At 36.8% G+C, this 25,529-nt stretch carries 14 protein-coding genes, 2 tRNA genes and 3 rRNA genes; 3 read left to right on the forward strand and 16 right to left on the reverse strand.

Going from position 1 to position 25,529, the window contains the following annotated elements:
• Positions 1–2 precede the first annotated feature (2 nt).
• A complete protein-coding gene (locus ABZP37_RS01445; RefSeq protein ID WP_366185013.1) occupies positions 3–1,616 on the forward strand; it encodes a 2-oxo acid dehydrogenase subunit E2 in 1,614 nt (537 codons plus the stop codon).
• A 238-nt stretch (positions 1,617–1,854) separates the two neighbouring features.
• Here ABZP37_RS01445 and ABZP37_RS01450 read toward each other — a convergent pair whose 3' ends face one another.
• From ABZP37_RS01450 to ABZP37_RS01460, 3 genes are read right to left on the reverse strand one after another with little or no spacing between them, the layout of a single operon-like run.
• Positions 1,855–2,022 carry a hypothetical protein gene (locus ABZP37_RS01450; protein WP_366185014.1) on the reverse strand — a complete coding sequence of 56 codons (168 nt, stop codon included), beginning with the start codon at positions 2,020–2,022 and terminating at the stop codon, positions 1,855–1,857.
• A gap of 18 nt (positions 2,023–2,040) precedes the next feature.
• Positions 2,041–2,433: a hypothetical protein gene (locus ABZP37_RS01455; protein WP_366185015.1), complete on the reverse strand. Its 393-nt coding sequence runs from the start codon at positions 2,431–2,433 to the stop codon at positions 2,041–2,043.
• Positions 2,434–2,486: 53 nt separating this feature from the next.
• Entirely contained in the window at positions 2,487–3,725 is a 1,239-nt protein-coding gene (locus ABZP37_RS01460; protein ID WP_366185016.1) for a glycosyltransferase, read from the reverse strand.
• A 294-nt stretch (positions 3,726–4,019) separates the two neighbouring features.
• Between ABZP37_RS01460 and ABZP37_RS01465 the strand changes: the two genes are divergently transcribed.
• On the forward strand, positions 4,020–4,601 hold the full coding sequence (locus ABZP37_RS01465) for a tRNA-(ms[2]io[6]A)-hydroxylase (protein WP_366185018.1): 582 nt from the start codon (positions 4,020–4,022) through the stop codon (positions 4,599–4,601).
• 46 nt (positions 4,602–4,647) lie between these two features.
• On the opposite strand, the gene ABZP37_RS01470 is transcribed toward ABZP37_RS01465, so the two are convergent.
• The 10 genes from ABZP37_RS01470 to ABZP37_RS01515 all read right to left on the reverse strand — a co-directional run bounded on the left by ABZP37_RS01470 (position 4,648) and on the right by ABZP37_RS01515 (position 21,235).
• Entirely contained in the window at positions 4,648–6,516 is a 1,869-nt protein-coding gene (locus ABZP37_RS01470) for an OmpA family protein (protein WP_366185020.1), read from the reverse strand.
• Between the two features lie 19 nt (positions 6,517–6,535).
• Positions 6,536–7,453 (reverse strand): type IX secretion system membrane protein PorP/SprF, encoded by a 918-nt coding sequence (locus ABZP37_RS01475; protein ID WP_366185021.1) that lies wholly within the window; start codon positions 7,451–7,453, stop codon positions 6,536–6,538.
• A 61-nt stretch (positions 7,454–7,514) separates the two neighbouring features.
• Positions 7,515–12,254, reverse strand: coding sequence for a gliding motility-associated C-terminal domain-containing protein (locus ABZP37_RS01480; RefSeq protein ID WP_366185023.1), 4,740 nt, complete (start codon positions 12,252–12,254; stop codon positions 7,515–7,517).
• A gap of 525 nt (positions 12,255–12,779) precedes the next feature.
• Positions 12,780–12,889: ribosomal RNA gene (gene rrf, locus ABZP37_RS01485) — 5S ribosomal RNA — on the reverse strand.
• A 129-nt stretch (positions 12,890–13,018) separates the two neighbouring features.
• Positions 13,019–15,904 (reverse strand): 23S ribosomal RNA (locus ABZP37_RS01490).
• Between the two features lie 136 nt (positions 15,905–16,040).
• A tRNA-Ala gene (locus tag ABZP37_RS01495) sits at positions 16,041–16,114 on the reverse strand.
• A 129-nt stretch (positions 16,115–16,243) separates the two neighbouring features.
• A tRNA-Ile gene (locus tag ABZP37_RS01500) sits at positions 16,244–16,317 on the reverse strand.
• Positions 16,318–16,540: 223 nt separating this feature from the next.
• Positions 16,541–18,054 (reverse strand): 16S ribosomal RNA (locus ABZP37_RS01505).
• The 16S, 23S and 5S rRNA genes sit together here with 2 tRNA genes alongside, the layout of an rRNA operon.
• A 1,392-nt stretch (positions 18,055–19,446) precedes the next feature.
• Entirely contained in the window at positions 19,447–20,682 is a 1,236-nt protein-coding gene (locus ABZP37_RS01510) for an FtsX-like permease family protein (protein WP_366185025.1), read from the reverse strand.
• A 58-nt stretch (positions 20,683–20,740) separates the two neighbouring features.
• Positions 20,741–21,235: a YkgJ family cysteine cluster protein gene (locus ABZP37_RS01515; protein ID WP_366185026.1), complete on the reverse strand. Its 495-nt coding sequence runs from the start codon at positions 21,233–21,235 to the stop codon at positions 20,741–20,743.
• A gap of 74 nt (positions 21,236–21,309) precedes the next feature.
• Here ABZP37_RS01515 and ABZP37_RS01520 point away from each other — a divergent pair, with 74 nt between their 5' ends.
• Positions 21,310–22,017, forward strand: coding sequence for a class I SAM-dependent methyltransferase (locus ABZP37_RS01520; RefSeq protein WP_366185028.1), 708 nt, complete (start codon positions 21,310–21,312; stop codon positions 22,015–22,017).
• Positions 22,018–22,060: 43 nt separating this feature from the next.
• Here ABZP37_RS01520 and ABZP37_RS01525 read toward each other — a convergent pair whose 3' ends face one another.
• From ABZP37_RS01525 to ABZP37_RS01535, 3 genes are all read right to left on the reverse strand, one after another.
• Entirely contained in the window at positions 22,061–22,693 is a 633-nt protein-coding gene (locus ABZP37_RS01525) for a 7-carboxy-7-deazaguanine synthase QueE (RefSeq protein WP_366185029.1), read from the reverse strand.
• Positions 22,694–22,823: 130 nt separating this feature from the next.
• Complete coding sequence (locus ABZP37_RS01530) at positions 22,824–24,488, reverse strand: hypothetical protein (protein WP_366185030.1); 1,665 nt, start codon at positions 24,486–24,488, stop codon at positions 22,824–22,826.
• 44 nt (positions 24,489–24,532) lie between these two features.
• A complete protein-coding gene (locus tag ABZP37_RS01535; RefSeq protein ID WP_366185032.1) occupies positions 24,533–25,429 on the reverse strand; it encodes a substrate-binding domain-containing protein in 897 nt (298 codons plus the stop codon).
• Positions 25,430–25,529 lie beyond the last annotated feature (100 nt).

A 25,529-nucleotide genomic window follows, 5' to 3' on the forward strand; every position in this document is an offset into this window, starting at 1 on the left:
ATATGGCAATTAAAGTAACAATGCCTCGTTTGAGCGATACTATGACGGAAGGAACGGTAGCGACTTGGCTTAAAAAAGTAGGTGACAAAATAAGTGAAGGTGATATCCTTGCTGAAATTGAAACTGACAAAGCAACAATGGAATTTGAGTCTTTCAACGAAGGAACTCTTTTATATATTGGAATCCCAGAAGGAGAAACTGCTCCTATTGACTCATTACTAGCGATTATCGGTGATGAAGGTGAAGATGTTTCTGCACTTATTGCAGGTGACGCTCCTGCTGCTCCGGAAGCTGCCGCTAAAGAAACAAAACCAACAGAAGCTAAAGCTGCTCCTGCTGCATTGCCAGAAGGTGTTATTGTAGTAACGATGCCTCGTTTAAGCGATACCATGACAGAAGGTACTGTTGCAACTTGGTTGAAAAAAGTAGGTGATGTTATTGCCGAAGGCGATATCCTTGCTGAAATCGAAACAGACAAAGCAACTATGGAATTTGAGTCTTTCAACGAAGGAACTCTATTATATATTGGAATTGAAGAAGGAAACTCTGCTCCTATTGATAGCTTACTAGCTATTATCGGACCTGCAGGAACTGATGTTTCAGGAATTGCTGAAGGTTACACAGCTGGAGGATCTGCTCCTGCTGCTGCAACTGAAGAAGCTAAACCTGCTGCCGCTGCTACGGCTACAAAAGCTCTAGAGCCAGCTGCTACAGCTACTGCTGATGGTGGAAGAATTTTTGCTTCTCCTCTTGCTAAGAAAATTGCAAGTGACAAAGGGGTTAATTTAGCACAAGTTAAAGGATCAGGTGAAAATGGACGTATCGTAAAAAACGATATCGAAAACTTCACTCCTGCTGCCGCTGCACCTGTTGCTGCTGCAAAATCTGACGCTCCTGCTGCAGCTGCACCAAAATTATTCGTTCCTGCTGGCGAAGTAGTTACAGAAGAAATTAAAAACTCGCAAATGCGTAAAATCATTGCGAAACGTTTGGCTGAATCATTGTTCACGGCACCTCATTACAACTTAGTAATTGAAGTGACTATGGACGATGCAATGAAATCTAGAGTAACGATCAATAGCGTTCCTGATACAAAAGTATCTTTCAACGATATGGTGATCAAAGCTTGTGCATTGGCATTGAAAAAGCATCCTAAAATTAACTCTCAATGGTCTGCTGACGCAATTACAATCAATCACCACGTAAGTATTGGTGTTGCTGTTGCTGTCGAAGACGGATTGGTTGTTCCTGTATTGAAATTCACTGACGCTATGAGTTTATCTCAAATCGGTGCTAGTGTAAGAGATCTTGCTGGAAGAGCTAAAAACAAAAAACTAGGACCTGCTGAAATGGAAGGAAGCACATTTACAGTTTCTAACTTAGGTATGTTTGGAATCCTTGAATTTAATTCAATTATCAACCAACCAAACTCTGCAATCCTTTCTGTTGGAGCAATAGTTGAAAAACCAGTTGTTAAAAACGGACAAATTGTAGTAGGAAACACAATGATGCTTTCACTAGCTTGCGACCACCGTACAATCGATGGAGCAACTGGAGCTCAGTTCTTACAAACATTAAAACAATACATTGAAAACCCAGTAACGATGCTTGCATAATCACTGAGTTATTACAATAAACAAACCCCCCGTTAGGTCTAGACTTAACGGGGTTTTGTGTTTTATAATTTGATCAAAATTAGGAGCAGAAGATTTGTTTTCATCAGAAAGTTGGGTTCCCGCTTTACGCTATATCTTGCGGGGGCATCCCGAAGGCTCGGGAGCTGCCCCCACAAGGATGTCGCTTCAATCGGGGCTAATTAGAGCGATTTCGTTCACAAACCAAAGCAGCAAACGTTTAGAAATTATATCCAATTTTGGCTTGAATATCAGCATAATTTTTTAAATGCTCACAATTACAACCATTCGATTTACTAAAAATATTATATTCAAGACCAAATCCAGCGGAAAACTCATAACTAAACTTCTTAGCAAAACCACGTCTTATTCCGAAGCTTGGAATCATAGAAATAGTATTAACTATTCAGATACCGTCATCCGTTTTATAAATAGAATTTCGGTTGGCAGAAAAATCAGTTTTTAGCGAAAAGTAGTTGGAACTGTTATTCTCAATATTTCTACCCAAACGGTTTCTTCTATCGATTCCATAATAAAAACGAGGTTCAACCACCAAACTTAATGGGATTAATTTTCCAGAAACACTAGTATCGGGAGCTCTATCATAACTATAAGTCGTATAGTCGACACCTAATTCCGTACGTAAAGCCAACTTTCTATCCAATTTGAATTCATAAAAGACATCTGCTTTTACAATTCCGAGTTCCACACCATACATTTCTTTGACAACAGTTACTTCTCGTGCATTTGCACAAGAGCCCATAAAGAATAGCGTTAACCCTACCAACAATTTTTTCATTTTCTACGTTTTAAATTGAAATGTAAAAACAGAAACCGCCCGCAGTAAAAAACTTACTTTTTATTTTTTTCTTCAATCCACCTTGACATATATTTTGTACTATTGAAACTATGATGTTGCAAAAGGTTTCCGTAAAAATTTGATTTTCGATGTTGGGACAAATTGGCCAATAAATTTGAAATCTTTGTCTTGAATTGGGATTCAAAAAGACTTTTGTCATAACACTGGGAAATAATTTCAACTCCCTGTTGTTGCGCCTGAATCCAAAGTTTTTCATTATTATACAATTCGACCGCTTTTTGAGCAAAAAAGACTTCTTCATTTTCTATAAAACCATTCCAAGGTAAATCCTCATGCATAGCTTCTGCACCGATGGCTGTTGTTACAGTAGGAGTTCCGTATTGCATCGATTCGACCAGTTTTCCTTTTAAACCAGCACCAAAACGCAAAGGAGCTAATAAAACCCGAGCTTCAGAAATTACCTTTTGAGCATTTGCAGCACGCCCTTGAATATGAAATCCTTGTTTGGGATTATGAAGCTGTAGCACTTTTTGTGATGGATAAGCACCGTAAATATGTAGTTCGGCATCAGATTGTTGTTGCTTTATAAGGGGCCAAATTGTTTCTTTGAGATATTGAACTGCATTCCAATTGGGCTCGTGTAAAAAGTTTCCAATGAAGACATAGTTTTTTCTTTGTTGGAAAGGAATAAAATTTGAATCAGCATTAGTATCTAATAAAAACGGAAGGTAAAACAGCAACTTTTCATCGACTTTGAAAACGGATTTGAGAATATCCATTTCGAAATTGGAAATCATTAATGACAAATCACATCTTAAGATACTGGCAATTTCGCGTTTGGAAACTTCTTCGACTAATAAATCTTCGATTTGAAAAATTCTTTTTTCTTTGAAAGCTTTTTGTCTGGCCAATCTCAAACAGTGCAAATCTTCTGTATCAAGCAATCGTAAAGCTGCTGGGCAACTTTCGACAACACGCCAACCAAATTGCTCTTCCATCATGAATCGGTCAAACAAAACGATGGTTGGAATTAATTCTTTGACATAAGCGTCAAAGCTGGAGCAATTGAGCTTGATGGTCTTTTTCTCCACTCCAAAATCTTCTAGATTAACCATAAAATCACTATCCATGGCTGGACTTGAAAAAACGACATGATACCCTTCTTCCTTAAAACAAGAAATAAGTTGTAACATTCTATATCCTGCGGCAGATGAATTGGGCTCTGGCCAAACGGACCCTATAATTAAAACTGTTTTGTTGACTTTTTCCATTCCTGCAAAATAAGTGTATTTTGATGAAATTCCCTTATTATGAAATACATATTAACTTGAGATTTCAAATTTAAAATGGAAGACAAAATGGATTTTCGAGCAGGATTTTGCGTGAGGGACAGCAGCGGAAATCCTTTTTTGGGGCTTTTTCTGCCCCAAAAAAGATTGAAGCGAATTGCCCGACCCGCGTTTTTTCAGCGGGGCACGCCCAAAATATCCAACTGGGGATTGAAGGACTAAACACTATTAATTAGAAAGAAAACACTAATTTTGCAGCAACTAAAACGACTGGAGATGTTAGGATTAAAATTGGTCACAGACCCAAGATGGGTAAATATAGTAGAATCGAATATTGAAGAAATATTGACAGACCACGCTTGGTGCGAACAAAAAGCGGCTTCGAATGCGATAAGTTTGATTACCCAAAATTCGGAAAAAGAAGAATTGGTAACCGAATTAATGGTCATTGCTAGGGAAGAATTGGAGCATTTGCAAATGGTACACAACTTAATCAAAAGCAAAGGACTGATTTTGGGAAGAGAACGCAAAGACAGTTATGTAAACGAACTTTTTAAGTTCATGAAAAAAGACGGTAGTCGCAATGATGCTTTGTGCGAGCGATTGTTGTTTTCGGCTATGATAGAAGCGAGAAGTTGCGAACGCTTCAAGGTTTTGTCTGAGAATATTGCTGACCCAGAATTGGCTAAATTCTACAAGGATTTGATGATTAGCGAAGCGGGACATTATACCACGTTTTTAGGCTTTGCTCGAAAATATGCGGACCATGTTGATGTGGACAAACGCTGGAAGGAATGGATTGAATTTGAGACTTCTATTATCGTGAATTACGGTAAAACCGAAACTATACATGGATAATTAAAAAAGGCGAATTCTAAATTGATTTCGCCTTTTTTGATTTAGATTATTTTTTCACGATCATAAATTCAGAACGTCTGTTGATAGCGTGTTCTTCCTCTGTACATTCTTTACAATTTATTTTTAATTCTGATTTTCCAAATCCTTTTCCCGAAATTCGGCCTGAAGATATTCCTTTGGAAATTACATACTGTACGGTAGAGATTGCTCTTCTTTCAGATAGGTTGTCATTATACTTATTAGTCCCTCTTGAGTCAGTATGAGATTTAACAGCGATAACTAAATTTTTACTATGTTGCATAACGTAAACCAATTTATCAAGTTCAGCAGCACCTTCACGTGTAATATTATTTTTATCAAATTCGAAATAAATTGGATTTAAAACAATTTCATTATCTTTTATGATAATATCTATTGGCTCAAGGTTAACTAGAAGGGTAGATTTTGCTTTTTTAATTTTATCTACTATAATTGTTTTATATATAAAACCATCTTTATAAGCTTCAATTTTATACGCCTTATTATTTTCAACATCGCATAAAGCTTCTCCTGATGCATCAGTCATTTTTGTTCCTAATACATTATTATATTCATCCAAAATTATCACTTTCACATCAGTCAAAAGTCCTTTAGTTTTTGAATTAGTAACTATCGTTAAAATTTTAGCTGTTTTTACGGGACTTGAGCTATATATATGGTCATTCCCTGAACGATTACTTGATAAAAAACCGATATTTTTTTCCTTATTGAAAGAAAAAGCAAAATCATCTTTCTCAGAATTAACCGGCTTGCCGACATTCAATGGTTGACTATTTTTATTTAAATCAACTGAAAAAATATCCAAGCCTCCAAAACCAACTAAACCATTCGAGGCAAAATATAAAATATTATCATCTGAAATAAAAGGAAAACTTTCATCTCCAACAGTGTTTATTTTATTGCCTAAATTTTCAGGCAAGCCATAACTTCCATCTGTATTAATAGCTACTTTCCAAATATCTATACCACCAATTGAACCTGGCATATTAGATGAGAAATATAGCGTTTTACCATCATTGCCAAGCGAAGGATTACTAGTTGAGTATTCCTTACTATTAAAAGGTAAAGATTCAACATTAGTCCATTTCCCATCCACATGAGTAGCCTTGTATAAATTAACCTGCCCGATTTTCAACTTTTTGACTTTATCTTTAACATATAAATTATCTTTAAAGCTTTCACTAGAAAAATAAATCGTATTTCCGTCACTAGAGATCGAAACAGGTCCTTCATGATATTTAGTATTCAACTCACTTACTAAAGTTGGGTCTAAAAATGAGCCATCCTCATTATAATTAGACTGATAAATATCTAGAAAAGGCTCATTTTTCCAACCATAAAATGCATTTTTCTCATTTCTAGAGCTGGTAAAATACAAAGTATTACCATGTAACAAAGCACCAAAATCAGATTTATCTGTTGAGTTAATCGATATTTTTTCGATATCAAATAACTTATCGATATCAATCAATTTTGGAAGATAATCCGGATTCTTCATAAAAGCTACAGCTCTTTCGTCTGAAGGTTTCATGGAAGCAAAAACTTTCATTTGCTGATTAGACTCGCTGTATTTTAAATTAGACTTTAAAATCTGAGCATAACTATAATAGGTTTCAGCATCTAGTTTTGAATGAAGTGCTCTTGCGTACCACTTTTCAGCCTCAATCGTATTGTATATGTTATAATAACAATCACCTAACTTTTTACAGACATAAACATCTGTATTTCCTTTTTCAGTCAAATGAAGATATTCTTGAATAGCTTTTACATATTCATATCTATCAAATAATTTATCTGCAGTCTTTGTATCTTTATTTTGTGCAGTGACAAAAGTCATAATTAGCACAAAGAATAATAGTAGGATATTTTTTTTCATTAATTAGTATTTTTTAATATTAGAAAAACCTAGGAGAACGCGATACCTTTTTAGCAGAGAATATATCATATAATAGAATAAACTCATGTGAAGAAGGTGCGGTTGTTTTTAAATCAGATATTATATGATCGTAAGCATATCCAATTCGTAATTCAGGAGAAACCGCAAAATTAATCATCGCTCCAAAACTGTCTTGTAACCTGTATGTAGCACCTATTTCAATTTTTTCATTATATAAGAAATTTGCTGAAAGATCTAAAGAAGGAGAAACATTAAACGCCGATTTCAACATAAAAAAAGGTTTAAATTTAAGATTACTATTTAAATCAAAAACATAACCTCCTGTTAAGAAATAATGTAAGACGTCTGAACCATACTCTCTACCATTATAATCAAGATGAGCAGAAGCCATCATATTAGGTATAGAAAAACCTAAGTAATACTTGTCAGAATAGTAAAACACACCAGAACCAAAATTAAAAGTAACATCATTTATATCTTGCCCAAACACTCCTTCTGACGGATCTGGCAAACTAGACTGAATATCTCTCAGTCCTACTCTATGAAAGGTAGCACCTGCTTTCAATCCAAAAGCAAGTTTATGTGTTTCATTTAGGTTTAAAGTATACGAGAAATCACCGTAAACGTTTTGTTCTTCTACTGGACCAATTTTATCAGAAATAAAAGAAAGACCTAAACCTACATTGCGACCTGCTTTTCCATGGCCTGAAAAGGTAAATGATGTTGGAGCATCTTCAATATTAACCCATTGTTTTCTATACAACATTCCAAGAGAAATTGACTCTTTTGAACCTGCATAAGCAGGATTCATAACATTCATATTATACATATATTGTGTATAATGAGGTGTTTGCTGTGCTATAGTTTCCATATAGCTGATCAGAACCAATAAAGAAGTTAAAAATATTTTGTTCATATCTATTTGTTTTTTCATTTTGTCAATTGTTAGAATTGACATAAATCTGTTTAATTCTCCGTTATCTAATTAGATATATCCAACCTGTTTTTGATTTCCCTGTATTAAAATCAATCACATAATAATAGGTTGCACTTGGTAATTCTTCTCCTTTATTTGACTGTCCTTTCCACTGATCTTTGTAATTATGTTGATCAAATACACGTATTCCGTATCTGTCAAATATTTGAAGATATTTAACATCCATTACTTTTAAATCTAAGAAATCATTAGACCCATTTCCGTCTGGTGAAATACCTTTTTGGATGTTGCAGAAAACAGATTCAATTACTACATTATTAGTTGTTGCACACTGAGTAGTACTTGAGCTAACCTTCAATGTAAAAGTTAACGGATAACTTACTATTCCAACCATTGAGTTCACAACATTAGTAACATTTAACTCGTCAGAATTTGTACCAACAATATTATTCAAATTATCTCTCCATTCATAATCTACAGTATTTGTATCATATGAATTATTCAGCGGACTAGCAGTTACTACATAATCTTTATCTACACAATTCCCTTTTGTTTCAAATTGAATTTGTGGCGGAATTGGATTAACTGTAATACTTGCAGAAGAAGTACAAGTCCCTAATGTAGCTGTTACGGTATAAGTTCCAGCAGGCGCAGTAACCATATCCACAGACCTTACGACCCCAGTTGAAGGGCTTATTGTATAGGAATAAGATGCGCTATAATTGGAAATCTTAAAGCTTCCTGATGAAGAAATACAACTTGGCTGAACTAATGAACTAATGGTTGGCTGAGGAGGTGTTACTGGTTGAACATTGACAACCTTACTTGATGAAGGTATAGAAGAACAAGCCCCCAACGTTGCCGTAATTGTATAACTTCCTGCTGGAGCAGTCACTGTACTTCCTGTGAATGTAACACCTGCTGATGGACTAGCTGAATAAGTATAACCACTATTGTAATTCGAAATGGTAAAACTTCCAGTAGCAACAGTACATGTTGGTTGTGTAACACTACCTGTTAATGGCTGGTCTGGAGTCACTGGCTGAGTATTTATTATAACAGTTGTTGAAGAAAAACAAGCTCCTAAAGTAGCCGTTACCGTATAAGTTCCAGAAGGCGCTGTAACTGAACTTCCTGACATGGTTACTCCTGCAGTTGGTACTACCGTATAAGTATAAGTATTACTATGATTTGAAATTGTAAAACTTCCTGTAGAAACAGTACAACTTGGTTGAACTAATGAACTAATGGTTGGCTGAGGAGGTGTTACTGGTTGAACATTGACAACCTTACTTGATGAAGGTATAGAAGAACAAACTCCTAATGTTGCCGTAATTGTATAACTTCCTGCCGGAGCAGTCACTGTACTTCCTGAGAATGTAACACCTGCTGACGGACTAGCTGAATAAGCATAACCACTATTGTAATTCGAAATGGTAAAACTTCCAGTAGCAACAGTACATGTTGGTTGTGTAACACTACCTGTTAATGGCTGGACTGGAGTCACTGGCTGAGTATTTATTATAACAGTTGTTGAAGAAAAACAAGCTCCTATAGTAGCCGTTACCGTATAAGTTCCAGAAGGCGCTGTAACTGAACTTCCTGACATGGTTACTCCTGCAGTTGGTACTACCGTATAAGTATAAGTATTACTATGATTTGAAATTGTAAAACTTCCTGTAGAAACAGTACAACTTGGTTGAACTAATGAACTAATGGTTGGCTGAGGAGGTGTTACTGGTTGAACATTGACAACCTTACTTGATGAAGGTATAGAAGAACAAACTCCTAATGTTGCCGTAATTGTATAACTTCCTGCCGGAGCAGTCACTGTACTTCCTGAGAATGTAACACCTGCTGACGGACTAGCTGAATAAGTATAACCACTATTGTAATTCGAAATGGTAAAACTTCCAGTAGCAACAGTACATGTTGGTTGTGTAACACTACCTGTTAATGGCTGGACTGGAGTCACTGGCTGAGTATTTATTATAACAGTTGTTGAAGAAAAACAAGCTCCTAAAGTAGCCGTTACCGTATAAGTTCCAGAAGGCGCTGTAATTGAACTTCCTGACATGGTTACTCCTGCAGTTGGTACTACCGTATAAGTATAAGTATTACTATGATTTGAAATTGTAAAACTTCCTGTAGAAACAGTACAACTTGGTTGAACTAATGAACTAATGGTTGGCTGAGGAGGTGTTACTGGTTGAACATTGACAACCTTACTTGATGAAGGTATAGAAGAACAAACTCCTAATGTTGCCGTAATTGTATAACTTCCTGCCGGAGCAGTCACTGTACTTCCTGAGAATGTAACACCTGCTGACGGACTAGCTGAATAAGCATAACCACTATTGTAATTCGAAATGGTAAAACTTCCAGTAGCAACAGTACATGTTGGTTGTGTAACACTACCTGTTAATGGCTGGTCTGGAGTCACTGGCTGAGTATTTATTATAACAGTTGTTGAAGAAAAACAAGCTCCTAAAGTAGCCGTTACCGTATAAGTTCCAGAAGGCGCTGTAACTGAACTTCCTGACATGGTTACTCCTGCAGTTGGTACTACCGTATAAGTATAAGTATTACTATGATTTGAAATTGTAAAACTTCCTGTAGAAACAGTACAACTTGGCTGAACTAATGAACTAATGGTTGGCTGAGGAGGCGTTACTGGTTGAACATTGACAACCTTACTTGATGAAGGTATGGAAGAACAAACTCCTAATGTTGCCGTAATTGTATAACTTCCTGCTGGAGCAGTCACTGTACTTCCTGAGAATGTAACACCTGCTGACGGACTAGCTGAATAAGTATAACCACTATTGTAATTCGAAATGGTAAAACTTCCAGTAGCAACAGTACATGTTGGTTGTGTAACATTACCTGTTAATGGCTGGTCTGGAGTTACCGGAGGACTGTTTATAGTCGAACTTGTAGACGAAGAGGAAGAACATATCCCTTTTACAGCTTTGATTGTATAACTACCCATAGGTGCAGATATAGTATTTCCTGTTATAGTAACACTAGTAGATGGTGTAGCAGTATAAGTATAACTAGAATTGTAATTTGTAATAGTAAAACTACCATTAGCATCACCACAAGATGGCTGCGTTACACTGCTTACTGTTGGAGTCGGCAATGGATTATTAAAATCTACAATAATATCAGCAAAAGAAGAAGGGCAAACACTATTAGATATCGTCCAAGTAAACACATATTGTCCTTCAATACTAACCGATGCTGATGAACTTCCACTTGTATCATTACTGAAAATGACAGCTCCAGGACCCGATTTAAATGTCCATTTTCCACTACCCACTGTTGGAGTATTTCCTCCCAAAGAAGAACTAATTAAAGTACAATTATTTTGATTAGGACCTACTGTTGCTGTGGTCGGCTTATCTACAAAGTTCATTTGCAAACTAGATTCTTTATAACAAGGCTTTAAAGCATCTCCCGAAACAACTACAGGATTAGGACTTTCATTATTATAATCCACGAATCCAACACCATAATCACCTGTTTTCAATGTTTCTGGGCTTAAAAATGAATTGGTTACAATATCATCCTGCATCGTAAGCGCAAAAAATTTAATATCTCCCACAGTGTACCCAACAAGAGTCTTTAACACCCCAACTTCGAAACCTAAATTATAATCGTTAATACCAGTATTTCCAGAATTAAAGCCAAAGAGACTATTAGGTAGTCCAGTTAATGTAACTTTTGTAGATGTACCCAATTTCAACTCTATAACATCCGCAAAATAGGTAGCTCCACCATCATTAGATTGTATTGCTATACAATAATCCGGAAAAAAATAAGAATCAAAAATGTTATATGGATTATTATTGTTGAAATAATTAAATCCTTTTACCAACTGAGGCGTAATAGGTTCGTCTCCATAATTAGCGATATTAAAACCTCCAGGTTTAGTATCCAAAAACAACAACATACTTTTATCACCGCCTAACTTACCTGAGATACCAAAAACTAACTCATCCTCAGTAGCACTTATTTTGATTGAATTAACATAACCATCAATTGCATTAGGTGACAGTGCTGCAGACATAAAATTATCTTCCAAAGCTCCCGTACCCCATGCGGCATCAGTAATTAAACCATCATACACAACACCATACCTAGAACGAACTTTAACTGTTTGACCATTAGTTAAATCACTAGTAGAAAAAGTATTACTAGTTGACATTGCCTGTTTAACAATTCCATCAACTGAAAATTCATAATAATTTCCACCACCAGTAGCTGTAAAATCTATTTTAGTACCTTGGCAAATAGGACTTGCATTCGGCGACATTGACAAAGTAACTGCCGGAGGATTTACATAAACAGAAGCAACAACAGGAACCCGAATACTAAAATCAGCACCCGAACGTGTCCGCACATAATAAGTAGTAGTAGATCCCACTAATGGAGCATAAATACCTCCTGTATGCAAGATAGCAGAGGAAGTTTGACTGGCGTACCATTCTATAACATCTCCACTACCTCCAGAAGCGTTAAGGAAAACTTGTACCGTAGCCTGAGAAGCATCTTTACAAGCACTTCCAGGAGTGGTTAGTGGCGGAGGAATTATTGCTTTTATACCAACCGATTTGGCAGTAATATTCTTTTTTTTAACAGTGTCCAATACTTTAGATTGTAAAGCCATCTCATTATTAAACACAGAACTAGAAAAGTCATTAATTAACTTCTTAGCGGCTAATTGTTCACCTAAAAATAAATATATTAAGAAGACAATAAGTATTTTTTTTTTCATAAAAAGTAATTTATTTTAGTAAAAAGTAATTATTTTACTAAAAGTAAAAAAATATTTTTACTAAAAAGAATGCTCAGTTAAAAAAACATCATTAAATACTAACAGAAATATGTTAATAACATCACAATTAAATAAGAACACAAGTGTAAATCTGTAAATAATTATTTAGATCTAAAAAACAAATTAGGATTAATAATACAAAATTATAATTAAAGTAGTGTTTCATTAACTGTGTGAACTGAAAAGACACAATTAAAATACATAGTTATGATAAAAAGCCAAATTATATCTTAAGTTTCTGTGATCCTAAGTTAGCATGTCCAAAACATTCAGAAATCAATTTAGAGGAGTACGAAAAGTGGATTTCTTTCTCTTTAGATTAACTAAATTATTTGCCTAATCCCCAACTTTTGTTCTTGATCCTTTTTGTGTATCGCTATTTCAGGACGGGATAGATATAAAGCAAAAAACCCTTATCCAATTAGGATAAGGGTTTTTAAAGATCCTGAAATAATTCAGGATAAAGAAAGGCGACGACATACTCTCCCACATAACTGCAGTACCATCTGCGCAGGCGGGCTTAACTACTCTGTTCGGGATGGGAAGAGGTGAGCCCCGCCGCAATAACCACCTTAAGGTCGTTTTGCAATGGGTAAACTAGCTTTTAGCTAATCAACATTACATAATATCTTAACATACTGAGATAAAGAAAAAAGTATTTATTAGAAAGTTTCCCCAGTGCACTTTCGTGCACTGGAAAGGGTGTACATAAGCTTACGGATTATTAGTACTACTCGACTATGACATTACTGCCTTTACATCTATAGCCTATCAACGTGGTCATCTCCCACGATCCTTAAAAGAAATCTCATCTTATGGTGGGTTTCGCGCTTATATGCTTTCAGCGCTTATCCCTTCCAAACGTAGCTACTCTGCGGTGCCACTGGCGTGACAACAGATACACTAGAGGTTTGTCCAATTCGGTCCTCTCGTACTAGAATCAGATCCATTCAAATTTCTTGCGCCCACAGTAGATAGAGACCGAACTGTCTCACGACGTTCTGAACCCAGCTCGCGTGCCACTTTAATGGGCGAACAGCCCAACCCTTGGGACCTTCTCCAGCCCCAGGATGTGACGAGCCGACATCGAGGTGCCAAACCCCCCCGTCGATATGAGCTCTTGGGGGAGATCAGCCTGTTATCCCCGGCGTACCTTTTATCCTTTGAGCGATGGCCCTTCCATGCGGAACCACCGGATCACTATGCTCTACTTTCGTACCTGATCGACCTGTATGTCTCTCAGTCAAGCTCCCTTATGCCATTGCACTCTACGCACGGTTACCAAGCGTACTGAGGGAACCTTTAGAAGCCTCCGTTACTCTTTTGGAGGCGACCACCCCAGTCAAACTACCCACCAAGCAATGTCCTCCGCATAGCGGAGTTAGGCTTCAGACAAACAAAGGGTTGTATTTCAACAATGACTCCACAACGCCTAGCGACGCCACTTCACAGTCTCCAACCTATCCTACACATCATTTGTCCAAAGTCAATACTAAGCTATAGTAAAGGTGCACAGGGTCTTTTCGTCCCACTGCGGGTAAACGGCATCTTCACCGTTACTACAATTTCACCGAGCTCATGGCTGAGACAGTGTCCAGATCGTTACACCATTCGTGCAGGTCGGAACTTACCCGACAAGGAATTTCGCTACCTTAGGACCGTTATAGTTACGGCCGCCGTTTACTGGGGCTTCATTTCAATGCTTCTTCTTGCGAATAACATCTCCACTTAACCTTCCAGCACCGGGCAGGTGTCAGGCCCTATACTTCATCTTACGATTTTGCAGAGCCCTGTGTTTTTGATAAACAGTCGCCTGGACCTCTTCACTGCGGCCAGCATTGCTGCTGGCGACCCTTCTCCCGAAGTTACGGGTCTATTTTGCCTAATTCCTTAGCCATGAATCTCTCGAGCACCTTAGAATTCTCATCTCGACTACCTGTGTCGGTTTGCGGTACGGGTACTATTAACCTGAAGTTTAGAGGTTTTTCTTGGAAGCCCTTAGGTGCACTATCTCTTTGTCCGAAGACGCCGAGTACTATCGTATTTCCCCAAGCCGCGTGGATTTGCCTGCGCAGCTTATAGGTAGGTACTTCAACGAACTATTCCGTCAGTTCGCGGCACTTTCATCACTCCGTCACCCCATCACAGTTAACAGTAGTACGGGAATATTAACCCGTTGTCCATCGACTGTCCCTTTCGGGTTCGCCTTAGGTCCCGACTAACCCACAGCTGATTAGCATAGCTGTGGAAACCTTAGTCTTTCGGTGTGCGGGTTTCTCGCCCGCATTATCGTTACTTATGCCTACATTTTCTTTTCTAACTAGTCCAGCATACCTTACGATACACCTTCAACCCTGTTAGAATGCTCCCCTACCACTTACAATAAATTGTAAATCCATAGCTTCGGTAATATACTTATGCCCGATTATTATCCATGCTCGTCCGCTCGACTAGTGAGCTGTTACGCACTCTTTAAATGAATGGCTGCTTCCAAGCCAACATCCTAGCTGTCTATGCAGACAAACCTCGTTCTTTCAACTTAGTATATATTTGGGGACCTTAGCTGATGGTCTGGGTTCTTTCCCTCTCGGACTTGGACCTTAGCACCCAAGCCCTCACTGTTAGTGAACATTATATAGCATTCGGAGTTTGTCAGGAATTGGTAGGCGGTGAAGCCCCCGCATCCAATCAGTAGCTCTACCTCTATATAACTTTATAACTAACGCTGCACCTAAATGCATTTCGGGGAGTACGAGCTATTTCCGAGTTTGATTGGCCTTTCACCCCTACCCACAGATCATCCCAAGACTTTTCAACGTCAACGGGTTCGGTCCTCCACTTTGGGTTAACAAAGCTTCAACCTGTCCATGGGTAGATCACACGGTTTCGCGTCTAACACTACTGACTAAAGCGCCCTATTCAGACTCGCTTTCGCTACGGATCCGTGGCTTAACCACTTATCCTTGCCAGCAACGTTAACTCGTAGGCTCATTATGCAAAAGGCACGCCGTCACCCCACGAAAGGGCTCCGACCGCTTGTAAGCGTATGGTTTCAGGATCTATTTCACTCCGTTATTCACGGTTCTTTTCACCTTTCCCTCACGGTACTGGTTCACTATCGGTCTCTCAGGAGTATTTAGCCTTAGCGGATGGTCCCGCCAAATTCAGACAGGATTTCTCGTGTCCCGCCCTACTCAGGATACCACTATCTATTATATTCATTACTTATACAGGGCTATCACCTTCTTTGGCTTTACTTTCCAGTAAATTCTAATTCTTCATACATAAAATGTCGTGGTCCTACAACCCCAACATTGCCGTAACAACATTGGTTTGGGCTAATCCGCGTTCGCTCGCCACTACTTACGGAATCACTTTTGTTTTCTTCTCCTCCGCCTACTTAGATGTTTCAGTTCAGCGGGTTTGCCCACCTATCGGTGTACTAGATCTTCAATCTAGTGGGTTGCCCCATTCAGGTATCTACGGATCAATCGGTGTGTGCCCGTCCCCGTAGCTTTTCGCAGCTTATCACGCCTTTCATCGCCTCTGAGAGCCAAGGCATCCCCCATACGCCCTTATTTTGCTTATTGTACCAATCTTAAAATTAATTAAGACCGTTTTTGTTTGTCTTTTACTATTAATAGTAAAAAACGCTTTCTACTTTTAATATTTTTCTTATCTCAATATGTCAATGAACTTTTTCTTTCTACTTTCGTAGATAGATAGTGGAGAATAACGGAGTCGAACCGTTGACCCCCTGCGTGCAAGGCAGGTGCTCTAGCCAGCTGAGCTAATTCCCCATTTTTTTAAGTATGAGTTATTAGTTTTGAGTTATGAATTCATATCTCATACATTCTCAACTTCTAAAATTTCCTTTAAGTTTTTTTAAACTTATAAATTATATTTAATAACTTATAACTTTAAATTAGTTGTCTCGGACAGACTCGAACTGTCGACCCCTACATTATCAGTGTAGTACTCTAACCAGCTGAGCTACGAGACAAGGTGATTTGGGATTTATGATTAACGAGTCTTGATTTCAGATTTTTAAACCCTTTATCAATAATCTAATTTACATAATCTTAAATCGTTTATCTTTAACTTAAATTTTATTCAATTTTTTTAAATTAACAGCAAGAGTAATAAATTCTTAATATTCTAAATCCTTTAGATTCTTCGTCTTTTTCCCTACCGTGCTTATTAATAAGCTAACACTAAGGCTCTAGAAAGGAGGTGTTCCAGCCGCACCTTCCGGTACGGCTACCTTGTTACGACTTAGCCCTAGTTACCAGTTTTACCCTAGGCAGCTCCTTGCGGTCACCGACTTCAGGCACCCCCAGCTTCCATGGCTTGACGGGCGGTGTGTACAAGGCCCGGGAACGTATTCACCGGATCATGGCTGATATCCGATTACTAGCGATTCCAGCTTCACGGAGTCGAGTTGCAGACTCCGATCCGAACTGAGAACGGTTTTGTAGATTCGCTCCTATTTGCATAGTGGCTGCTCTCTGTACCGTCCATTGTAGCACGTGTGTAGCCCAAGGCGTAAGGGCCGTGATGATTTGACGTCATCCCCACCTTCCTCACAGTTTACACTGGCAGTCTTGTTAGAGTTCCCGACATGACTCGCTGGCAACTAACAACAGGGGTTGCGCTCGTTATAGGACTTAACCTGACACCTCACGGCACGAGCTGACGACAACCATGCAGCACCTTGTAAATTGTCTTGCGAAAAGTCTGTTTCCAAACCGGTCAATCTACATTTAAGCCTTGGTAAGGTTCCTCGCGTATCATCGAATTAAACCACATGCTCCACCGCTTGTGCGGGCCCCCGTCAATTCCTTTGAGTTTCAAACTTGCGTTCGTACTCCCCAGGTGGGATACTTATCACTTTCGCTTAGCCACTGAAATTGCTTCCAACAGCTAGTATCCATCGTTTACGGCGTGGACTACCAGGGTATCTAATCCTGTTCGCTACCCACGCTTTCGTCCATCAGCGTCAATATATTAGTAGTAACCTGCCTTCGCAATTGGTATTCCATGTAATCTCTAAGCATTTCACCGCTACACTACATATTCTAGTTACTTCCTAATAATTCAAGCCCTACAGTATCAATGGCCATTTCCCGGTTGAGCCGGGAGATTTCACCACTGACTTATAAGGCCGCCTACGGACCCTTTAAACCCAATGATTCCGGATAACGCTTGGACCCTCCGTATTACCGCGGCTGCTGGCACGGAGTTAGCCGGTCCTTATTCTTACGATACCGTCAAGCTAGTTCACGAACTAGTGTTTCTTCTCGTACAAAAGCAGTTTACACACCATAGATGCTTCATCCTGCACGCGGCATGGCTGGATCAGGCTTGCGCCCATTGTCCAATATTCCTCACTGCTGCCTCCCGTAGGAGTCTGGTCCGTGTCTCAGTACCAGTGTGGGGGATCTCCCTCTCAGGACCCCTACCCATCGTAGTCTTGGTAAGCCGTTACCTTACCAACTAACTAATGGGACGCATGCTCATCTTTCACCGTTGTGACTTTAATAATGTCTCGATGCCGAGTCATTATACTATGAGGTATTAATCCAAATTTCTCTGGGCTATCCCTCTGTGAAAGGTAGATTGCATACGCGTTACGCACCCGTGCGCCGGTCTCTAGGTCCGAAAACCTATACCCCTCGACTTGCATGTGTTAAGCCTGCCGCTAGCGTTCATCCTGAGCCAGGATCAAACTCTTCATCGTATATTGTGCGTTTGAATAAATTCAAACTATTAATTGTCGACTCAGTTTCTATCGGTTATTATTCGAATCTCTCGATTCTATTACTCTTATTCTTGTGCTCTAACATCTCTGTTAAAGCGGCTGTCAATTCAATATGTCTAGGAACGTGTTCTTATCTTGTTTTTCCGTTTCGTTGTCATGTTAAACATGTTTCTCGAAGCGGGTGCAAAAGTAGAAAACTCTTTTGTTTCTCGCAAGAAAAATTTAAAGTTTTTTTTTAGAATTTTATTCCTAATCTCTTTATTCTTTCTTACCAGTATCTCAAGGAACTTTCATCGTTTTGCGGGGTGCAAATGTAAAACGTAAATTCTAATCTCACAAGCTTTATTTGATATTTTTTTTTGAAGAAATTTTCTTCTTTATATATCATTTGCTTGTCAGTCTGTCAGTGAACGTAATCGTTGTTGCGGGTGCAAAAGTAGTGAGTCTCTACCGTTAATCAATACTTTTTAATAACCTTTTTTTAATCTTTTTTTTAATGAGCTGGAAAAGTGATATTTGAGATTTGCTGTTTTTTAGTTTTGTAGGGTTTTGGAGTTGTTTAACGATTCGTTTCAGCCGTACTCTATTTTATTATTGGCCGTTTTTCAGTCGTTCCTACACACGGCTTACTGATATTTCTCGTCTTGAACCTATATCAATATCGTACCTACGGCACTTTAATGAGATTTCGAATTGATTTTCTACCGATATCTAATGCCTAACGGCATTACAAAAGCCTTTTGAATCACTTCTCTATCAACTAAACCTATTATTAACTTCTATTTTGAAGCTTTGGGGTACATAATATATTATATGACTGTCCGCATTGCGGACTAAACTAGAAAATAGTACGCGGATGAAACGGATTCGCTTAAGCGAAAACACAGATATGTACGGATTTCTCAATCTTTATCTTTAGAAATCGGCTAAAATCTGTTTTATCTGCGTGCCATTATTGTTTTGGTATAAGTAGCGGATAGTCATAATATATTATATCTACTCCACTTTAGAGACTCTGAGACTTGCCTTTCTTACTATATTTAATATCTACGGTGTTATTAAATGTATTTTGATTGATTTCTTTAGCGACAACCAATACTTAATGGAGTTATTAAAAGTATTTCAGTTTCCGATTTAGACTAGCATATAATCATCCCTCACTTGAATCTAAGCAATAATACATCTAAAAACATCCATTATGTCTCTAAAAAAAACAAATCACCACTCTTAGCCCCAATTGAAGTGGAAATTCTTGACTGAAAAACGCCGATTTTTTCTTGTTTAAAAAGAGCGACCAAAGGAAGCTCCTTTTTGAACTTAGAAAAAACGGCGTTTGAAGGAAAGATTGTAACGGAAAGCGGGAATTAGCTTCTAATCAAATCGAATAGCTTTAACAGGTGATATTTTTGTTATTATATAAGACGGAATTAGCAAAACTACAAAGCAAACCCCAACTGTAAGCAAGTTCAACGTGACTATATAACCAATATTGATATACACAGGAGCTTCGTTGACATAATAATTCTCGGGATTGAGTTTGATTACTCCAAAATACTGCTGAATTAGTAGTATCGCTATTCCAATTAAGTTCCCCCAAAACAATCCACGAAATATTAGATAAGTCGCGTTGTATAGAAAAACTTTTCTAACACTCCAGTTACTGGCTCCAATCGCTTTTAATATTCCGATCATTTGAGTGCGTTCTAATATAAGAACCAAAAGTGCTACAACCATATTAATAGTTGCGACTAGAATCATAACTACTAAAATAACGATGATATTGAAATCAAACAACTGTAACCATTCAAAAATATAACTGTATTTCTCTATAATCGTTTTTGAATTTAAAGTAGACCCTATTTGTTTATAAACTTCTTCTCCTTTTTGGTTTATCTGATTAAAGTCATCTACAAAGACTTCAAAAGCTCCGACTTGACCTGGTGTCCACTTATTGATTCGTTGAATATGACGAATATCACCTATAATATAAGTTGCGTCAAATTCTTGAAAACCTGAATTAAAAATGCCGACTATCTTAAATCGACGACTATTAGGCATTTTGTTCTGACCTTCTTTCATGAAAAAGGTATTAAAAGCATCACCCACTTTGAAATTAAGACGATTTGCCAAAAATTGTGAAACAACAACTTCTTCATTCAACTTGTTAGTATAATCAGGTAGTTTGCCCGAAACCAAGTATTCCTTTATATAATGCCAATTATAATCTTTCCCCACTCCTTTATATACTATTCCTTCAAAGGCAGTTTCTGTTCGAATAATTCCAGCCTTACTTGCCACTGCCTGAACATGATTGATCCCTTCGACTGATTTAAAATCTGGATAAAAGTCCTGTTTAAGAGAAACTGGTGTAATGGTAGTATTAGACTCGTTACTATCAAAATTTGAAATTAAGATATGACCATTGAAGGCAGAAACTTTTTCACGTATCTTTTGCTGTAGTCCAACACCCGTAGCAACTGACACGATCATCATAATCATTCCTATTGCTATCGCCGCAATAGCAATTTTTATAATAGGAGCAGAAATACTGCTTTTGTTATCTTTTGCAGTTACCAATCTTTTGGCAATAAAATATTCTAAATTCAAATTGAAATGTATTTGTACAATGGCAAATATACACAAGATACTACCATGGTTATTTTAATTAAAGTGGCAACTTTTTTTTCATCTCTTCGATAATATTATAAGCAGCAGGACATACAGGTAAATTCTTAAGTGTAAGATCTGTAATTTGCTGAAACTTTTTCCTATCGGTATGCGGAAACTCTCTACATGCTTTTGGCCTTACATCGTAAATGAAACAACTATTATCAGAATCTAAAAAATTACAAGGAACCGATTGCAACACATAATCCTTATCTTCATCAATACGTAAATATTGCTCTATAAACTGCTGTGGTTTTTGTTTGAGGTATTTAGCTATTCTTTCAACATCGGCATCAGTAAACAGCGGACCGGTAGTTTTGCAGCAATTAGCGCAGTCCAAACAATTCGTTTTTTTAAATTCGGTATCATGTAAATCCTGCATGACATAATCTAAATTCTTTGGCGTCCTTTTTTTAAGCTTATCAAAATATTTTTTATTCTCTATATGCTTATCTTTGGCTAACTTTTCGAGTTCGTTTAATTGTGGTTTCAAATTTGAAGCTTTAAATTTCACTACAAAGTTAAACAACTTTTAGTCCTTGCAGTTTACAATTTAAATTAAAAATAATGAAAGACCTTTTTGGCCGAGCAATACTAGATTTTCAAACCAATAACCACCCAGAAGATTTAATTACTTCTACCTCTATATCAGAAGAAGACGAAATGGATGTTTCATATTTATTTCGCACTTTCGCCGAAATGCCCAAAATAGAACAAAAGGCTTTGGAGATCGCTAAAGGAAAAGTTCTCGACATTGGTTGTGGCGCCGGCAGTCACAGTCTGTACCTACAAAGCGAAAAAGGGTTAGAGGTTACTTCTATAGATATTTCGAAAAATGCTATTGAAGCTTGCAGACTAAGAGGACTAAAAAGTGCAACTGTACAAGACTTCATGACTCTAAAGAATGAGCAATATGATACCATTTTACTTTTAATGAATGGCACAGGTATTTGCGGGAAATTAAAAAAACTACCTGCATTCTTAGAAAAACTAAAATCCTTGCTTTTGCCAGGTGGCCAAATATTGATTGACAGCTCCGATATCATCTATATGTTTGATGAAGATGAAGACGGAGGCAAATGGATTAACTCTGAAAACGAATATTATGGTGAGTTAATTTTTGAAATCTCTTATAAAGGAGAGAAAGAACTTCCTTTAGACTGGCTTTATTTAGATTATAATACATTGCAAAATGCGGCTCTTGCCAATGGACTAGAATCTAAATTAATTTTGGAAGGTGAGCATTATGATTATTTAGCAAAGCTCTCCATATAGTTAATAAAAAATGCCAAACTAAAATTATAGTTTGGCGTTTTTTTTAGGGAATATTTAAATATTTATGTGTTTGCAATGACACTCGCCACTTAGGGTTTTTCATCACATAGTCTACAATAAGAGGGGTCATTTCTTCTTTTTTACTCCATTCCGGCTGAAGAAACAAAATAGCGTTATCATTTACTAATTGAGCTTGTTCTTCTGCAAAAATGAAATCATGTTTATTATAAATAATCACTTTTAACTCATGAGCAGCGGCGTAAACGGTTTCAGTTGGTAATTTGTTTTTTTTAGGCGAAAGACAAATCCAATCCCATGTTCCCGATAAAGGGTAAGCTCCCGAAGTTTCAATATGCGTTTTTCTGTTATTGGCTTTTAATTTTTCAGTTAACACACCCATATCCCAAGTCAATGGTTCGCCACCAGTAACCACAACTGTTTCAGAATATTTACTAGCATTTTCAACAATAATATCAACAGCGGTAGGAGGATGAAGTTCCGCATTCCAACTTTCTTTAACATCACACCAGTGGCATCCTACATCACAACCACCAATTCTAATAAAATAAGCAGCAGTACCTGTATGATAACCTTCCCCTTGAATGGTGTAAAACTCTTCCATCAAAGGAAGCATTGCTCCTTTATTAACTTCTAATTGTATTTCTTTTGATAACATTCTAAAAATTTGAGATGCAAAGATAGTTATAAAAAAGAAAGAACTCCCATTTCGCATCGATTGAAATAAAAACTCATAAAAAAACCGGCAACAATTGTTGCCGGTTTAAAAACACTAGAGCACTAACTCTTTATTTTAATGATTTTATTGATTGAATAGCATATGCATTTGTTGGGTCAATAGCCAAAGTTTTATTGAAAAACTCTACTGCTTTTACTTTATCCGTATTAGCATAACCTGCTGCCATTGTATTGAAAGATTCAATTAACTTACTTACTACAGTTGATTTTGCTAGCTCTTCAGGTCCTTTTTGAGTAACCAAATCAACATATTGTTGGTAGTATTTAATCATTAATTCATCATTCCCCAACAAAGATTGCGTTCTTGCACGATACACATATACATCTTGAGTAGCAGGAGAAGCTTCAATAACATTACCAAAAGCGATATCAGCTTTCTTTAATGCGATAGTATCTTTTACAGCTCCACTTTTTGTATTATCAAAATAAATAGAGTTACCAAGGTAAAAATTATCTAATAAGTAATTTTTAGATTCTTTGTTTGATGTAGCAATTTCAAAAACAGCAGATGCTTCTTTAAACATTTTTTGCTCATATAACTTTTTCCCAATATCACCAATCTCAGTTGTAAGACTTGGTTCCATATCTACAGCTTTCTTGATAAACTCAACTGCCTCATTAAATATTGCTAAATCTAATGAATTATCAGCTTTTGTAGCTATCTTCATTTTGGCCAAACCTAAATACATATAATCCATTGCAATAATCTTATTATCAGGAGTATTAATGTAAGAATTCAAAGATTTAATAGCTCCCTCAATGTTACCATTTTCATAAGCAGAATAACCCAAATATCTTAATATTCTTGGATTCACTTTGTCTAATTGCTTCATTTTGTTAGCTTCAATTTCCAAAGCTTTGTAATCTTTAGCTAAAATCAGGAAATCAGCATGACGCATACGTGAAGCTAATGAATAATCAGTCATACTCATATATTTCTCATAGTAAGACAAAGCTTTTTTAATATATTCATCATATTTAGATGGTTGATTATTTCCCCATAAATAATACGTCTCTGCTAACTCACGGTAAACAGGTCCGTAACTCGGACTTGCCGCAATAACATCATCATAAGCTCCTACAGCTTCGGTATAGGCTTTAGCTCCTTTAAGCAAAACACCTAATTGCATTTTAGCTCTAATCAAAGAACCATCGGCCTGGAAAGCATTTCTGTAGCAACGATAAGCATCATTCTGATTTTTGTCGCCATAAAAAGCATCTCCCAAAGCTAAAAGTACTTGAGGTTCTTCACCATTTCTTTCTTTAGCTAGATCAAGCGTTGCAATTGCATTTTTATAATTAGGATTAGTAGAGTTCATATAAGCACGAGCTATGTAAACATATTCTTGAAAATCCCTTCTACCCATTTCCTTTTTTGCTAATTCAAATTTTGCATTTGCACCAGCTAAATCACCTTTATCAAGACTTAATTGTCCAAGTCCAATATAATTCAAGTGAGCCTCTTTCTTAGCATTCAATCCTTTATCATAAGCAATCTTAGCTGAATCAGCAATACTTTGAAAAAGATATACATTACCCAAAAGAAAAAAAGCTTCACCTTCAGACTGATCGGATTTCACTATTGACTTTAATGTTACTTTAGCATTCTCAAATTGTTCTGCATCAATAGCTTTTTTAGCCTGACTTATATCTTGACCTTGAACTATTGAAACAGAAGCCAAAAAGGCTAAACTTAAAATTTTTATTTTTTTCATTTTAACATTTATTAATTTATTCATTTTCATCTCTTTTTTTTTGATTAATCTAAAATCAAAAGTTTTCTACCAGGAATACGAATTGGAAGCAATCCTGATTTCAAAATAATCCTTTGACCAATATCTCCAGCCACAAAGGATGCGAATCCCATACCTAGGCCAGAGTAACCTTGACAATTGATTATAAACAAATCACGTGCCAAAGGATAGGTCCCCTCTGCAATATTATTTTGAGTAGGCGCAAAAAAACCTTCTTTACCAATCCCTTTTACGCTTAACACATTAATTTTTTTTAGATAATCTTTAATCTCTTCAGTAGGTTGATACAACCAATTAAGACCAACAACGCCAATGATACCATCATTTTCTGAAACAAATTTCAGAACATCTTCATTTCGTTTAACGGAATAAATTCCTTTCTCAGGACTAGACTCTAAACCTGCCAATTCATTCATATAACGAACCGTACTAGAATTTGGATTATCAAAAACCAATCCTTTAATCCTATTATTAGACACCCCTTTCATAAAATCAACTACATCCTGTAATGCAATCAAGGTATCCTTGTTTTTTTTATTGGAAATAAATGCAATCGCATCTGTACCAATTTTTGTTGTTTTTGGAGTAATTTTTATACTCTCGAAATACTTTATTTCTGAATCGTTTAATTTTCTAGATAAAACGATAATTCGAGAAGTATCTTTAACAAATGCTAAGGAAGCTTCTTTTTCAGATTTAGAGTCTAACACAATTCTGGCATTGTATTCACCTTCAAATACTGCAATTTGATCTTCTATGATTGGTTTTAATGTTTCGTCTACAATAACCGTTACTTCACCTTTCAAAATTGTTTCATTATCTCCGGAGAAATTTTTACAGCAAAAAAACAAACTAGAAAACAGAATAACAAATACAACTGAAAAACTTAATGTTAATTTCATATATCTAAAATTTATTTATTCAATAACATCAATACCGCTAACTTTACTCTTTATTGTCATTAATAATCCGAACGAATCGAATAAAAGCATAAACAATCAA

It is taken from the genome of Flavobacterium ovatum, assembly GCF_040703125.1.
GTDB classification, from domain to species: Bacteria; Bacteroidota; Bacteroidia; order Flavobacteriales; family Flavobacteriaceae; genus Flavobacterium; species Flavobacterium ovatum.

Coding starts and splice junctions, on each gene's coding strand:
- ABZP37_RS01445 (WP_366185013.1), top strand. CDS start 3: ATGGCAATTAAAGTAACAATGCCTCGTTTGAGCGATACTATGACGGAA.
- ABZP37_RS01450 (WP_366185014.1), bottom strand. CDS start 2,022: ATGATTCCAAGCTTCGGAATAAGACGTGGTTTTGCTAAGAAGTTTAGT.
- ABZP37_RS01455 (WP_366185015.1), bottom strand. CDS start 2,433: ATGAAAAAATTGTTGGTAGGGTTAACGCTATTCTTTATGGGCTCTTGT.
- ABZP37_RS01460 (WP_366185016.1), bottom strand. CDS start 3,725: ATGGAAAAAGTCAACAAAACAGTTTTAATTATAGGGTCCGTTTGGCCA.
- ABZP37_RS01465 (WP_366185018.1), top strand. CDS start 4,020: ATGTTAGGATTAAAATTGGTCACAGACCCAAGATGGGTAAATATAGTA.
- ABZP37_RS01470 (WP_366185020.1), bottom strand. CDS start 6,516: ATGAAAAAAAATATCCTACTATTATTCTTTGTGCTAATTATGACTTTT.
- ABZP37_RS01475 (WP_366185021.1), bottom strand. CDS start 7,453: ATGAACAAAATATTTTTAACTTCTTTATTGGTTCTGATCAGCTATATG.
- ABZP37_RS01480 (WP_366185023.1), bottom strand. CDS start 12,254: ATGAAAAAAAAAATACTTATTGTCTTCTTAATATATTTATTTTTAGGT.
- ABZP37_RS01520 (WP_366185028.1), top strand. CDS start 21,310: ATGAAAGACCTTTTTGGCCGAGCAATACTAGATTTTCAAACCAATAAC.
- ABZP37_RS01525 (WP_366185029.1), bottom strand. CDS start 22,693: ATGTTATCAAAAGAAATACAATTAGAAGTTAATAAAGGAGCAATGCTT.
- ABZP37_RS01530 (WP_366185030.1), bottom strand. CDS start 24,488: ATGAAAAAAATAAAAATTTTAAGTTTAGCCTTTTTGGCTTCTGTTTCA.
- ABZP37_RS01535 (WP_366185032.1), bottom strand. CDS start 25,429: ATGAAATTAACATTAAGTTTTTCAGTTGTATTTGTTATTCTGTTTTCT.